Below are 12,921 nucleotides of genomic sequence, written 5' to 3'. Positions count from 1 at the left end.
CCCGCCCCGGGGTGTCGCGCCCGCCGGCCCCGCACCCGCCCCGCCACCCTGACCGGGACCGGCGGCGCGCGCCGCCGCGGAAGGGAGCGGGTGTGACCGGGAAAGGCAGCGCGGGGGCGACCGAGGGCCTCGCGGAGGGCGGAGGCGACCTCGCCAAGGTGACCATGATCGCCGCCGCGGCGGCCATGGGCGGATTCCTGTTCGGCTACGACAGCGCCGTCATCAACGGCGCCGTCGACGCCATCCAGGCCAGATTCGGCGTCGACTCGGCGACCCTGGGGTTCACGGTCGCCTCCGCCCTGCTCGGCTCGGCGGTGGGCGCGGCCGTCACCGGCTCGCTCGCCGACCGGTACGGGCGCATCCGCACCATGCGCATCGCCGGCGTGCTCTTCGCCGTCAGCGCCGTGGGCATGGCGCTGCCGTTCGCGATCTGGGACCTCATCCTGTGGCGGGTGCTCAGCGGCATCGCCATCGGCATGGCCTCGGTCATCGCCCCCACCTACATCGCCGAGATCGCCCCCGCCGCCCACCGCGGCCGCCTGGGCTCCCTGCAACAGCTCGCCATCGTGCTGGGCATCGCCGTCTCCCAGCTCGCCGACTACCTCATCGCCCTGGCCGCCGGCGGCAGCGCCTCGAACATGCTCGGCCCCCTCCAGGCCTGGCAGTGGATGCTGGGCGCCGAACTGGTGCCCGCCGCCGTCTACCTGCTGCTCACCCTGGTCATCCCCGAATCGCCCCGCCACCTGGTGCGGGTCGGACTCGTGGACCAGGCCAAGGAGATCCTGGCCAAGGTCGAGGGCGGCGGCCCCGCCCGGCTGGACCGGCGCATCACCGAGATCAGGTCGGCCCTGGGCTCGGAGACGCGCCCCAGGCTGAGCGACCTGCGCGGCCGGCTCGGACTGCTGCCCATCGTCTGGATCGGCATGGCCCTGTCGGCGTTCCAGCAGCTCGTGGGCATCAACGTCATCTTCTACTACTCCTCCTCCCTGTGGCAGTCGGTGGGCGTGCCCGAGGGGGACTCGCTGCTGCTGAGCCTGTTCACCTCGATCATCAACATCGTCGGCACCGTCGTGGCCATCACCCTGGTCGACCGGGTGGGCCGCCGCCCCCTGCTCCTGGTGGGCTCGGCCGGCATGGCACTGGCCCTGGCGGTGGCCGCCTACGCGTTCGGGCACGCCACCGCCGTCGGCGAGGAGGTGACCCTGAGCTTCGGCTGGGGCGTGGTGGCCCTGACCGCCGCCAGCGCGTTCGTGCTGTTCTTCGCCCTGTCCTGGGGCGCCGTGGTGTGGGTGCTGCTGGGCGAGATGTTCCCGCTGCGCATCCGCGCCGCCGCGATGGGCGTGGCCACCGCCACCCAGTGGATCGCCAACTGGGCCGTCACCGTCACCTTCCCCAGCATGCGCGACTGGAGCCTGAGCGGCTCCTACCTCGTCTACACCGGCTTCGCGGTGCTGTCGCTGCTGTTCGTGTGGAGGTTCGTCAAGGAGACCAAGGGCAAGACCCTGGAGGAGATGACCGGCTGACCCGCCGGACCGCCGACCCGCGCGGGCCCGCTCTGTTAGCGTCGAAGGCATGGACGAGCCGGAGCGGGCCTGGGAGTTCGCCACCGCCCCCGCCGGAACCGCCCCCGGGGTCGTGTCGATGGTCGGCTACCGGGCCCTGGCGGTCCCCGAGGCGGTCCACCTGGGCCTGCCCTCGGCGACCGTCACCTTCATCGTCTGCCTCGACGAGGGCGTGCGCGCCGCACCCGACGCCCGCTCCCTGGCCACGGCCCGACCCGCCCCCGTCCTCCTGGGCGGACTCCACCTGAGCGCCTCCCACGTGCGCCAGCAGCCCGGCCAGGCCGGGGTGCAGCTGGCCCTGCACCCCCTGGCCGTGCGCTCCCTGTTCGGGGTCCCCTGCGCCGAACTGGGCGTGGAGGACTACGACGGGCTCGCCCTGACCGGCCCGCGCGGCCGGGAACTGCACGAGCGCCTCACCGCCACCTCCACCTGGCAGGACGGGTTCGCGCTCATCGCGGACCACCTGCGCGACCGCTACCGCGACCGGCGCCCCCGCCCCGAACTCGCCCGCGCCTGGCGGCTGCTGGAGGAATCCGGCGGCCGGGCCCGCGTGGAGGACATCGCCCGGCAGGTGGGCCTGACCCCCCGCCACCTGGGCACCCTGTTCCACCGCGAGGTCGGCCGCCCGCCCAAGACCGTGGCCCGCCTCATGCGCTTCGACCACGCCCGCCGCCGCATCGCCGCGGGGATCCGCCGCAACGGGCACGCCGACCTGGCCGGCGCCGCCGCCGCGGCCGGGTACACCGACCAGGCCCACCTGAGCCGGGAGTTCGGCCGCTTCGCCGGGCTGCCCCCGGCCGCCTGGGCCGCCCGGGAGTTCCGGAACGTACAAGACACCGCTCCCGGCCCCGGGGGAGCCTGGGACCATGAGCACACACGACACCACCACCCCGGCCACCGCGGCCCTGCGGCCGCGCGTATGGGCGACCCTGCAGGCGCGTGACGCCGCGGCGCTCATCGACTTCTACACCGGGGCCTTCGGATTCACCGCCACCGCCCGCCACGACGACGCCGACGGACGGGTGGCCCACGCCGAACTCCTGTGGCCCGAGGGGGCCGGCGGGATCATGCTCGGCGACCACACCCCGGGCCGGACCTGGTCGCGCGAGCCCGGCACCGCGGGCACCTACGTCGTCACCGCCGACCCCGACGCCCTGTACCGGCGGGCCGCCGGCCACGGCGCCGACATCGTCCGTCCCCTGGAGACCACCGACTACGGGGCCCGCGAGTTCACCGTCCGCGACCCCGAGGGCAACCTGTGGTCCTTCGGCGACTACCCCGGCGCATGACCGGGCGCGCCCCGCCGCGGGTGCGGCGGGGCGCGCGGCGTCACTCCGCGGGCTCGCCCGCCAGCAGGGCGCGCACCCCCTCGGCGGTGGTCTCCACCAGCTCCTCGCCCACGAACAGCCACCGGGTGATCCCGATCGACTCCAGGAACGGCAGGTCGTGGCTGGCCACGACCAGCGCGCCCTCGTAGGCCTCCAGGGCCCCCGTCAGCTGCCGGACGCTGGACACGTCCAGGTTGTTGGTGGGCTCGTCCAGCATCAGCAGCTGCGGAGCCGGCGAGGCCAGCAGCAGGGCCGCCAGCGCCGCCCGGAACCGCTCACCGCCCGACAGGGTCCCCGCCACCTGCGCCGAGCGCGCCCCCCGGAACAGGAACCGGGCCAGCTGGGCGCGGATGCGCTGGTCCTCCACCCCCGGCGCCAGCCGCTCGACGTTCTCGGCCACCGTCAGGGCGTCGTCCAGCACGTCCAGCCGCTGGGGCAGGAACCGGGCCGGGACGAACACCCGCGCCGACCCCTCCCTCGGCTCCAGCTCCCCGAGCAGGGTGCGCAGCAGGGTGGTCTTGCCCGCCCCGTTGCGGCCCACCAGGGCGATCCGCTCGGGGCCGCGCACCCACAGGTCCGCGTTCGCCAGCGCCCCGTGCACCGGGGTCAGCCCCTCGGCCTTGAGCACCTCGCGCCCCGAGGGCACCGCCGTCTCGGGCAGCTCCACCTTGATCTCGGCGTCGCTGCGCACGGCCTCGGCGGCCTCCTCCCGGCGCTCGCGGGCCTCCTGCATCCGGTCCTCGTGCACGCCCTTGAGCTTGGCCGAGGACTCCTGGGACCAGCGCTTGAGGTTGCCGGCGGCGATCTTGGGGATGCCGCCCTGGGCCTGCACCCTGCGGTTCTGCTTCTGGCGTCGGGCCAGTTTGACCTGTGTCTCCTCCAGTTCCCTCTTCTGGCGCTTCATGTCGGCGTCGGCGGCCCGCAGGGCGCGCTCGGCCGCCTCCTGCTGCACCGCCAGCGCCTCCTGGTAGTCCGACCAGCCGCCCCCGTACCAGGTGACCGACCCCGAGCGCAGCTCGGCGATGCGGTCCACGCGCTCCAGCAGGTCGACGTCGTGGCTGACCACGATCAGCGTGCCGGTGCGCCAGGAGTCCACGGCGTCGTAGAGGCGCTTGCGGGCGAACAGGTCCAGGTTGTTGGTGGGCTCGTCCAGCAGCAGGACGTCGGGCCGCTCCAGCAGCAGGGCGGCCAGGCGCAGCAGGGTGGCCTCGCCGCCGGAGATCTCCCCGACGGTGCGGTCCAGGTCGATGCCGTCCAGACCGAGCCCGCCCAGGGTGGCCAGGGCGCGCTCCTCGACGTCCCAGTCGTCGCCGACCGCCTCGAAGTGCTCCTCGGACACGTCGCCGGACTCGATGGCGGCCAGCGCCGCCCGGGTGTCGGCGATGCCCAGGGCCTGGTCGACGCGCAGGCCGGTGTCCAGGGTGATGTTCTGCGGCAGGTAGGCCAGGCGGCCGCCGACGGTGACCGACCCCGAGGCCGGCCGCAGCCTCCGGGCCAGCAGCCGCAGCAGGGTGGACTTGCCCGAGCCGTTGGTGCCGACCAGACCGGTGCGGCCGCGGCCCACGGTCAGGGACAGGTCCTCGAAAACGGCCGTGCCGTCGGCCCAGGCGAAACCCAGGGCGGAAACGGCCACGGAGGCACCGGCGACAGTGGGTTGGGACATGGTTCTCTCGCAATACGGAAGCGAAGTGACAGGGGCTTCGTATGCGAGCACCACGCGGCCGGGGCCGACAGGAGAGGTGAGAGGGTCCCGTTGGGGGACGGCTCGTGCACCGAGGTTCCATCCACGCGGATCCGCCGACGGCCCGGGGCCGTGGCGAACGGCCGGTCGGGGCCGTGCCGCGTGATGATCGCGAACCTCAGATGCGCAACGTCCACCTCATTCGTAGACAACAGGACGGGGCACACCGTACACGACCCCTCCGCGTTTGTCACCCCCCATCCGCCACCGGATCCGGCACCCGCCCCGGCCCGGGCGGGGGCCGGGGCGGGCGCGCTCGGGCGTACCGGGACCGACCCGAGCCCGCGGTGCGCCGCCCGCCGCCGGCACCGCCCCCGCGGCCCCGGAGGCGGCGGGCATCCGCGCACCCGCACGCGAAGGCGCCGTGCGGGTGCGCGTCAAGGGGGGTTCAGCGACGAGGACCGCGCCGTCCCGCCGCACACCGGGGCCGGCCCCCTCGGCATCCCCCCGCCGTACCCCGGCCGCCCCTGGAGGGCACGCGGGTCCGGGAGCGCTCTCAGCTCGCCGTGCGGGACCCGCCGCAGAAGACCTCCGCGACGAGCCGCCGCTTCGCCTTCTCGAACGCCTGCGCCACGGCGGCGAAGTCGAGCTCGCCGTCCCCGACGGTCAGTGAGGCGGTGAGGGTCGTGCCTCCGTCGGGCGTGCTGTACATCAGCGCCGCCCAGCCGGCGAAGCCGCCGTTGTGGTGGAAGACCGTGCCTCCGCAGTCGGTGTCCTCCACGAACAGCCCCAGGCCGTAGCGGAAGTCGCCGCTCTCAGGGTGGGGCGTGCGCATCTCGGCCAGCAGCGGGGCCGGCAGGAGCCTGCCGCCCATGAGCGCGGAGATGAACGTGTGGAGGTCCTCGGTGGTCGAGATCATGTCACCGGCGCTGGACGCCCAGGAGGGGTTCATGCGGGTGACGTCGGCCAGCTTCGACCGGCCCTCGTCCTCGTACCGGTAGTAGCCGTGGGCGTGCGGCTCGGGGATCTCCGGCGAGCCCTCCGGAGACACGGTGTTCGACATCCCCAGCGGTTCCAGGATCAGCCGCCGCATCTCGGAGGCGAGCGTGCGGCCGGTGACCTCCTCGACCAGCAGCCCGGCCAGCACGTAGTTGGTGTTGGAGTAGCTCCAGCCCGTTCCCGGCTCGAACCGGGCCGGCTCGGACAACGCCAGCAGGACCAGCTCCTGCGGCCGGTAGGTGCGGGACAGGCCGTCCACGTACTCCCGGCCCTGCGCCGGGATCCCCGGCCGGAGGGTCCCGTCGGGTTCGAACTCGCCGGTGAAGTTGAACACCCCGCTGGTGTGCTGCAGCAGCATCCGCACCGTGATCCTCCCGTCCAGCCCGAACCCGGGCAGGGAGTCGGCCACCGGGTCGTCCAGCCCGATCACGCCCTCGGCCACCAGCCGCAGCACCACGGTCGCGACCAGGGTCTTGGTCACGCTGCCGATCCGGAAGTGCCCGTCGGTCGGCGGCTCACCGCTCTCGCCCAGCTTGCGCACCCCGGCGCTGCCGACCCACTCCCGGCCCCGGTCGTTCACCCGCAGCTGCACCCCCGCGAACCCGGAGTCGACGATCTCCTGGAGGGCCGCCCGCAGTTCCGGGCGGTCCTGCCCGCCGGTGGTCTCGTTGTTCCGGTCGGTCTTGTTCGTTTCGCTCATGCCCCGAGCGTCGACCTTGACCTCGGGGCAGGGTCAAGCCCCGATTCTCCGCGTCGTTCCGACGACCCGTGGCCGAGGGGCGGCGCGTCGGGGCGCGGGACCGTGCGCGCCCCCTCGGTCCACGGCCGCGCGGGTTGACCCCGCCCCAGGGGCAGGGTGCACACTCACCATGTGACCACAGCGAACCCGCCCCGTTCGGGGAGATCTCCGGATCCGACCCCGGGCACGACGCTCTGCGAGCACACCCCGGCCGAGGCCGTGGGCACGACGCCCGGCCGCGACCGCACACCCGGGCCGAACCGATGACGGGGGACCGGGCCGAGGGCGTCACGATCGGGCAGGCGGCGGCGTTCGCGGGGGTCACGGTCAAGACCGTGCGGCACTACCACCGGCTCGGCCTCCTCGCCGAACCGCGGCGTGACGGCTCCGGCTACCGCAGGTACGGCTCGGACGACCTGCTGCGGCTGGTCCAGGCCCGGACACTGGCCACCGCAGGCGTACCGCTGTCGGAGATCGCGTCCCTGCTCGACGCCGACCCGGAGCGGTTCGCCGACGCCCTCACCGACGTCGAGCGGCGTCTGACCGACCGGATCACGGACCTGATCGCCCGACGGGACGCGCTGTACCGGCTCGCCGACGACCGTGCCCTGCTGTCCGACCGCGCCCTCGCGGTCCTGGACCGGATGGCCGGACTCGGCTTCGGTCCCGACTACGTGGCCGGCCAACGCGAGGCCCTGGTGCTGTTCCGGGCGCTGGCACCGGAGGGCCTGGACCACTTCCTGACCAACCTCGAACACCGGCTGGACGACCCTGGGTACGTCGACCTGATCAAGCGCAGTGTGGAGGCGGAGTCCTGGGAACCCGAGGACCCCCGGATCGAGGAGCTCGCCACGGCCATCGCCGCCAACCTGCTGGCCGACCGCGAGCTGCTGGCGGTGCCGGCGGACTTCAGGATCGGACCCGACACCGCCACCCGGTACGGGATGATCGACCACCACCGCGAGGGCCGGTCGCCGGCCTGGGCCCGGCTCAACGCACTGGTCGAGGCCGAGCTCCGCTCCGCGGGCGTTCCCATCCCGCACCACTGAGACCCGGCCCACGGCCGGGCCACCGCGCGCCCGGCCGGGCCGCACCGCGGCCCCTGGGCGGGGCTCACTCCAGGTCGATCTTGCGCTGCAGGTACTCCTCCCGGCCGATCTCCCCGCGCGCGTACCTCAGCCGCAGCTCCTCCTGGGCCCGGTCCACCGGTGGGCGCCGCGGCCCCGGGTCGGCCCTGCCCGCGCCCACCGAGGCCGAGACGGTGACCGCGAGATAGACGCCCAGCGCCACCAGCACCAGGACCGCGACCGTGACGAACAGACCGGTCACCGCGTACTCCCTTCAACGAGGGGAAGTCCCCACTTCCTGTGTACCCGGGCCGCCCCACCCGCACCAGGGGGCACCGCGCCCCTGTGGACGACCGGACCCCGGCAGGCTCCCCGTATCCTGGAATGTCGCCATCCACAGGAGAAGGGGCGGGATGCGCGTTCTGCTCGTGGACAACCACGACTCCTACACCTACAACCTGTTCCAGCTGATCGCCGAGGTCGCCGGGGCCGAGCCCGCCGTGCTCACCAACGACGACCCCGCCTGGGACGGGTTCGACTTCGCGGACCTGGACGCCGTCGTCGTCTCGCCCGGCCCGGGCCGCCCCCAGCACCCCCGCGACCTGGGCCGCGTCCCCGAACTGCTGGCCGCCACACCCCTGCCGGTGCTGGGCGTGTGCCTGGGCCACCAGGCCATCGCCCACCTGGCCGGAGCCGACGTCCAGTCCTCTCCCCAGCCCCGGCACGGCCACCTCACCCGCGTCCGCCACACCGGCACCGGCCTGTTCGCGGGGATCCCCCAGGACTTCACCGCCGTGCGCTACCACTCGCTGGCCGTCCCCGAACCCCTGCCCGCCCCCGTGGCGGCCACCGCCTGGGCCGAGGACGGCGTGGTCATGGCCCTGGAGCACCGCGACCTGCCCCGCTGGGGGGTGCAGTTCCACCCCGAGTCGATCGCGGGGGAGCACGGCGCCGCCCTCATCGGCAACTTCCTGGACCTGGCCCGCCCCCACCGCCCCGCCCCGGCACCGCCCGCGCGCCCCGCACCTCCCGCCGCCCTCCCCGGGGCCGCCCCCGCACCGCGCACCCGCACCCTGGAGGGCGCGGTGGACACCGAGGCCGCCTTCGCCCGCCTGTACGGCGACGCCGAGTACGCGTTCTGGCTGGACAGCTCCCGCCCCCAGGGCCCGGCCCGCTTCTCCTTCCTGGGCGCGGCCACCGGCGAGGTCCTCACCTACCGGGTCGGTGGCCCCGTCCATGTCCGGCGCCCCGACGGCACCGCCGCCACCGAGCCCGGCACCGTGTTCGACGCCCTGGAACGCCGCCAGCGGCCGCGCACCCCCGCCCCGCTGCCCTTCGAGTTCACCGGCGGGTACGTGGGCTACTTCGGCTACGAGCTCAAGGCCGACTGCGGCGCCCCCGCCGCCCACACCCCGCCCACCCCCGACGCGGTGTGGCTGCGCTGCGACCGGTTCGTCGCCGTGGACCACCACACCGGCCGCACCCACCTGGTCTGCGCCGACGACGGACCCGACGGCGACGCCTGGCTGGCGGCCACCGCCGCCGCCCTGGCCGACCTCCCCCCGCTGGGCGCCCCGCCCCCGGCCGCCGCCCCCGAAGACCCCGCCGGCCTGCTGGAACGCCCCCGCGAGGGCTACCTCAACGACATCAAGGAGTGCCTGGCCCAGCTGGCGGCGGGGGAGAGCTACGAGATCTGCCTGACCAACCGCCTGCACACCCGCTACACCGGCACCGACCTGGACTTCTACCGCCGCCTGCGGGCCGCCTCCCCGGCGCCCTACGCCGCCCTGCTGCGCCTGGGCCCCACCAGCGTGCTCAGCGCCTCACCCGAGCGCTTCCTGCGGGTGACGGGCGAGGGCGAGGCCGAGAGCCGCCCCATCAAGGGCACCGCCCCCCGCCACCCCGACCCGGCCACCGACGCCCGCCTGGCCCGGGAGCTGCGCACCGGCGCCAAGACCCGCGCCGAGAACCTCATGATCGTCGACCTGCTCCGCAACGACCTGGGCCGGGTGTGCGAGGTCGGCACCGTCGGCGTGCCCGCGTTCATGTACACCGAGTCCTACGCCACCGTCCACCAGCTGGTGTCCACCGTCCGCGGGCGGCTGCGCGCCGACGTGTCGGCGGTGGGCGCCGTCCGCGCCTGCTTCCCCGGCGGGTCCATGACCGGCGCCCCCAAGCTGCGCACCATGGAGATCATCGACGCCCTGGAGGGGTCGGCCCGCGGCGTCTACTCCGGCGCCCTGGGCTACCTGTCGGACTCCGGCGCCGCGGACCTGAGCATCGCCATCCGCACCGCCGTCCGCCGGGGCGAGGAGCTGACCGTCGGCGCGGGCGGCGCCATCGTCCTGGACTCCGACCCCGAGGACGAGTACGCGGAGATGCTCCTCAAGGCCGCCGTCCCCCTGCACGGCCGCTGACCGCCGCGAAATCGGCTTGCGGGGGCGGGGCGGGTGCGGCCAGGGTGAACACCGTGAACACCGAGGTCCCGCTCCACCAGATCCGCGCCCGGTACACCGACACCACGGTGACCGTCTACCAGGCCTACTCCCCGCGCCTGGGGCTGCCCGCCGCCCGCGACGGCCGCTTCCCCGCCGACTGGAAGCGCGGCCGCATGACCTGGATCAAGCCCTCGTTCCTGTGGATGATGTACCGGTGCGGATGGGCCCGCAAGGAGGGCCAGGAGACGGTGCTGGCGGTGGAGATCACCCGCGAGGGCTTCGAGTGGGCGCTGCGCCGCGCCTGCCTGTCCCACTACAGGCCCGGGGTGCACGCCGACCGCGACGCCTGGCGGCGGGAGCTGGCCGCCGCCCCCGCCCGGGTGCAGTGGGATCCCGAACGCGACCTGCGCCTGCGCCCCCTGGAGCACCGCTCCCTCCAGCTGGGGCTGGCGGGCGAGGCCTCCACCCGCTACGCCGACGAGTGGATCGTCTCCATCACCGACGCCACCCCCGCCGTCCACCGCGTCCACGACCTGGTCCGGCGGGGAGAGACGGAGGCGGCCGCCGCCCTGCTGCCCGCCGAGCGCCCCTACCCCGAGACCCCCGGCCTGCTGGACCGCCTGCGCCCCGGAGCCGCGGCATGACCATGACGGTGACCGTGCTGGGCACGGCCTCACCCGCCCCGCTGCCCGGCCGGCCCTGCTCGGGGTACCTGCTGCGGGCGGGGGAGCGGTCGGTGTGGGTGGACGCCGGGTTCGGGACCCTGGCGGCCCTGCGCGCCCACGCCGACCCCGCCGCCCTGGACGCGGTGTGGATCTCCCACCTGCACGCCGACCACTGCGCCGACCTGGCCGCGGCGTTCTACGCGCTGCGCTACGGCGGCCTCGCCGCCGCGGGGCCGATCCCGGTCTACGCCCCCGCCGGGCTGGCGCGGCGGCTGGCGGGGTTCTTCGGCCGACCCGACACCGCGTTCCTGGAGAACACGTTCTCCTTCCATGACCTGCACGACGGCCACCGGGTGCGCCTGGGCGACCTGGAACTGACCTCGCACGCGGTGGTGCACGACGTGCCGGCCTACGCGCTGCGCGCCCGCCACGACGGGCGCACCCTGGCCTACAGCGGCGACAGCGCCCCCTGCCCGCAGCTGGCGGCCGCCGCCCGCGGCGCCGACCTGTTCCTGTGCGAGGCCGACCACGACGCCCCGCCGCCGGGGGAGGAGCGGGCGCATCTGACCCCGGAGGAGGCCGCCGCCGCGGCCGCCGAGGCCGGGGCGGCCCGCCTGGTCCTGACCCACACCGGCCCCTCCCTGACCCCCGAGCGGGCCGCGGCCCGCGCCGGCGCCGCCCTGGGGCGCCCGGTCGCCCACGCCCGCGAGGGCGAGACCCTGCGAGTGTGAGCCGCACAGAACTAGAACACGTTTCATAACGGTGTTAGGTTCCGTGCATGCGAGTCGACGAATACCTGCAACACGATGCCGTGGGCCTGGCCGACCTCATCGCCACGGGCCGGGTGAGCGCCCCCGAGGTGCTGGAGGCCGCGATCCACCGCGCCGAACAGGTCGAACCCCGCCTCAACGCCCTCGTCCTGAAGATGTACGACGAGGCCCGCCGCCGGGCCGCCCACCCCCCGGCAGGCCCCCTGTCCGGAGTGCCCTTCCTACTCAAGGACCTCTTCCAGGACTACGCCGGATTCCCCACCTCCGCCGGCAACCGCGCCCTGCGCCACGTGCCCGCCACCGGCCACGCCGAGATCGTCCGCCGCTGGCTCGACGCCGGCCTGGTCCCCTTCGCCAAGACCAACGTGCCCGAATTCGGAGCCAAGGGCATCACCGAACCCCGCGAGTTCGGCCCCGCGCGCAACCCCTGGAACACCGCCCACACCCCCGGCGGATCCTCCGGGGGCTCGGCCGCGGCCGTCGCCGCCGGCGTCGTACCCGCCGCGGGCGGCAACGACGGCGGCGGCTCCATCCGCATCCCCGCCGCCTGCTGCGGCCTGTTCGGCCTCAAACCCGGCCGGGGCCGGGTCCCCTTCGGCCCCGCCTGGGGCGAACCCATGCACGGCGCCTCCGTCAACGGCGTCCTGACCCGTACCGTCCGCGACAGCGCCCTGCTCCTGGACGTCATGGCCGGCCCCGAACCCACCTCGCCCTACCCCATCGCCCCGCCCGAACGCCCCTACACCGCCGAGACCGGCCGCGAACCGGGAAGGCTGCGCATCGGCTTCACCGACCGCTCGCCCCTGGGCACCCGCGTCCACCACGAGGCCGTGCGCGCCGTACGCGACGCCGCCGCCCTGCTGGAGGACCTGGGCCACGACGTGTCCGAGGCCGAACCCGCCATCGACGGCCGCGCCCTGACCGAGGACTTCCTCACCCTCTGGTACGGGTCCATGGCCGCCCTGGTCGACGGCGTCAAGGCCGACACCGGCTGCACCGACGACGACTTCGAACCCGACACCCTCATCCTGGCCGCCATGGGCCGGGCCCGCAGCGCGGGCGACTACGTGCGCGGCCACGACCGCTGGAACGCCCACATCCTGGCGCTGGCCGACTTCCACTCCCGTTACGACCTGCTGCTGACCCCCACCATCGCCGGCCCGCCGGTGACGATCGGACGCCTGGACCCGCCCGCCTGGCTGCGCGGCGCCGAACGCCTCCTGGTGCGCACCCGCACCGAATGGCTGGTGACCCGCACCGACCTGGTCACCACCGAGGTCATGAACAACCTGACCGCGACCCCGTTCACCCTCCTGGCCAACCTCACCGGCACCCCCGCCATGTCCGTGCCCCTGCACTGGACCGACACCGGACTGCCGCTGGGCGTGCAGTTCATCGCCCCGGCGGCGGGGGAGGGGCTCCTGCTGCGCCTGGCCGCCCAGCTGGAACGGGCCCGCCCCTGGGCGCACCGCCGCCCCGCCGGAGTCCCCTTCCCCGAACCCGCCACCGCCTGACCGGTACACCCGGCCGGCACACGGGAAAAGGCGACCGGGGGAGGACCGGTCCGGCGACCCCGCCGGGAAAGGCGCAACGACCGCGGCCACACCGCCGTACCGGCCGGAACCCCGCCGACCGACGACGAGACCGCCGGGCGACCCCCCGGACCCGGCCC

11 protein-coding genes are annotated in these 12,921 nt (G+C 74.8%); 8 read left to right on the top strand and 3 right to left on the bottom strand.

Features of this window, described 5'->3' with window-relative positions:
• The first annotated feature begins 92 nt into the window (after positions 1-92).
• Genes ACFVNO_RS23005 through ACFVNO_RS22995 form a run of 3 tightly spaced genes read left to right on the top strand, consistent with a single transcriptional unit; the run spans position 93 to position 2,851 of the window.
• Positions 93-1,523, top strand: coding sequence for a sugar porter family MFS transporter (locus ACFVNO_RS23005; protein ID WP_355261141.1), 1,431 nt, complete (start codon positions 93-95; stop codon positions 1,521-1,523).
• Positions 1,524-1,572: 49 nt separating this feature from the next.
• On the top strand, positions 1,573-2,505 hold the full coding sequence (locus ACFVNO_RS23000; protein WP_378895598.1) for a helix-turn-helix domain-containing protein: 933 nt from the start codon (positions 1,573-1,575) through the stop codon (positions 2,503-2,505).
• The gene (locus ACFVNO_RS22995; RefSeq protein ID WP_378895596.1) at positions 2,429-2,851 is read left to right on the top strand and encodes a VOC family protein; all 423 of its coding nucleotides are present in this window, start codon (positions 2,429-2,431) and stop codon (positions 2,849-2,851) included. Before ACFVNO_RS23000 ends, ACFVNO_RS22995 begins: the two co-directional genes overlap by 77 nt.
• Before the next feature lie 40 nt (positions 2,852-2,891).
• Here ACFVNO_RS22995 and ACFVNO_RS22990 read toward each other — a convergent pair whose 3' ends face one another.
• Positions 2,892-4,553: an ATP-binding cassette domain-containing protein gene (locus tag ACFVNO_RS22990; protein WP_378895594.1), complete on the bottom strand. Its 1,662-nt coding sequence runs from the start codon at positions 4,551-4,553 to the stop codon at positions 2,892-2,894.
• Between the two features lie 574 nt (positions 4,554-5,127).
• The gene (locus tag ACFVNO_RS22985; protein WP_378895592.1) at positions 5,128-6,270 is read right to left on the bottom strand and encodes a serine hydrolase domain-containing protein; all 1,143 of its coding nucleotides are present in this window, start codon (positions 6,268-6,270) and stop codon (positions 5,128-5,130) included.
• Positions 6,271-6,572: 302 nt separating this feature from the next.
• Between ACFVNO_RS22985 and ACFVNO_RS22980 the strand changes: the two genes are divergently transcribed.
• Complete coding sequence (locus ACFVNO_RS22980; protein WP_378895590.1) at positions 6,573-7,358, top strand: MerR family transcriptional regulator; 786 nt, start codon at positions 6,573-6,575, stop codon at positions 7,356-7,358.
• 64 nt (positions 7,359-7,422) lie between these two features.
• On the opposite strand, the gene ACFVNO_RS22975 is transcribed toward ACFVNO_RS22980, so the two are convergent.
• Positions 7,423-7,638, bottom strand: a complete 216-nt coding sequence (locus tag ACFVNO_RS22975) for an SHOCT domain-containing protein (RefSeq protein ID WP_378895588.1) — start codon at positions 7,636-7,638, stop codon at positions 7,423-7,425.
• A gap of 151 nt (positions 7,639-7,789) precedes the next feature.
• Between ACFVNO_RS22975 and pabB the strand changes: the two genes are divergently transcribed.
• The 4 genes from pabB to ACFVNO_RS22955 are packed head-to-tail and all read left to right on the top strand — an operon-like array spanning position 7,790 to position 12,763.
• Positions 7,790-9,793, top strand: a complete 2,004-nt coding sequence (gene pabB / locus ACFVNO_RS22970; protein WP_378895586.1) for an aminodeoxychorismate synthase component I — start codon at positions 7,790-7,792, stop codon at positions 9,791-9,793.
• Between the two features lie 53 nt (positions 9,794-9,846).
• Positions 9,847-10,458, top strand: coding sequence for a DUF4291 domain-containing protein (locus tag ACFVNO_RS22965; protein WP_378895584.1), 612 nt, complete (start codon positions 9,847-9,849; stop codon positions 10,456-10,458).
• Positions 10,455-11,210 carry an MBL fold metallo-hydrolase gene (locus ACFVNO_RS22960; RefSeq protein ID WP_355261167.1) on the top strand — a complete coding sequence of 252 codons (756 nt, stop codon included), beginning with the start codon at positions 10,455-10,457 and terminating at the stop codon, positions 11,208-11,210. Before ACFVNO_RS22965 ends, ACFVNO_RS22960 begins: the two co-directional genes overlap by 4 nt.
• A gap of 47 nt (positions 11,211-11,257) precedes the next feature.
• Positions 11,258-12,763 carry an amidase gene (locus tag ACFVNO_RS22955; RefSeq protein WP_378895582.1) on the top strand — a complete coding sequence of 502 codons (1,506 nt, stop codon included), beginning with the start codon at positions 11,258-11,260 and terminating at the stop codon, positions 12,761-12,763.
• Positions 12,764-12,921: the final 158 nt, after the last annotated feature.

The organism is Nocardiopsis sp. NPDC057823 (assembly GCF_042797335.1).
GTDB lineage: Bacteria > Actinomycetota > Actinomycetes > Streptosporangiales > Streptosporangiaceae > Nocardiopsis > Nocardiopsis changdeensis.
The sequence above is the reverse complement of the archived record's forward strand: the minus strand, read 5'-3'. Positions and strand labels throughout refer to the sequence as shown.

Excerpts from the sequence above, each read along its gene's own strand:
- ACFVNO_RS22980 (WP_378895590.1), top strand. The coding sequence starts at position 6,573 with ATGACGGGGGACCGGGCCGAGGGCGTCACGATCGGGCAGGCGGCGGCG.
- ACFVNO_RS22960 (WP_355261167.1), top strand. The coding sequence starts at position 10,455 with ATGACCATGACGGTGACCGTGCTGGGCACGGCCTCACCCGCCCCGCTG.
- ACFVNO_RS22985 (WP_378895592.1), bottom strand. The coding sequence starts at position 6,270 with ATGAGCGAAACGAACAAGACCGACCGGAACAACGAGACCACCGGCGGG.
- ACFVNO_RS22955 (WP_378895582.1), top strand. The coding sequence starts at position 11,258 with ATGCGAGTCGACGAATACCTGCAACACGATGCCGTGGGCCTGGCCGAC.
- pabB (WP_378895586.1), top strand. The coding sequence starts at position 7,790 with ATGCGCGTTCTGCTCGTGGACAACCACGACTCCTACACCTACAACCTG.
- ACFVNO_RS23000 (WP_378895598.1), top strand. The coding sequence starts at position 1,573 with ATGGACGAGCCGGAGCGGGCCTGGGAGTTCGCCACCGCCCCCGCCGGA.
- ACFVNO_RS22995 (WP_378895596.1), top strand. The coding sequence starts at position 2,429 with ATGAGCACACACGACACCACCACCCCGGCCACCGCGGCCCTGCGGCCG.
- ACFVNO_RS22990 (WP_378895594.1), bottom strand. The coding sequence starts at position 4,553 with ATGTCCCAACCCACTGTCGCCGGTGCCTCCGTGGCCGTTTCCGCCCTG.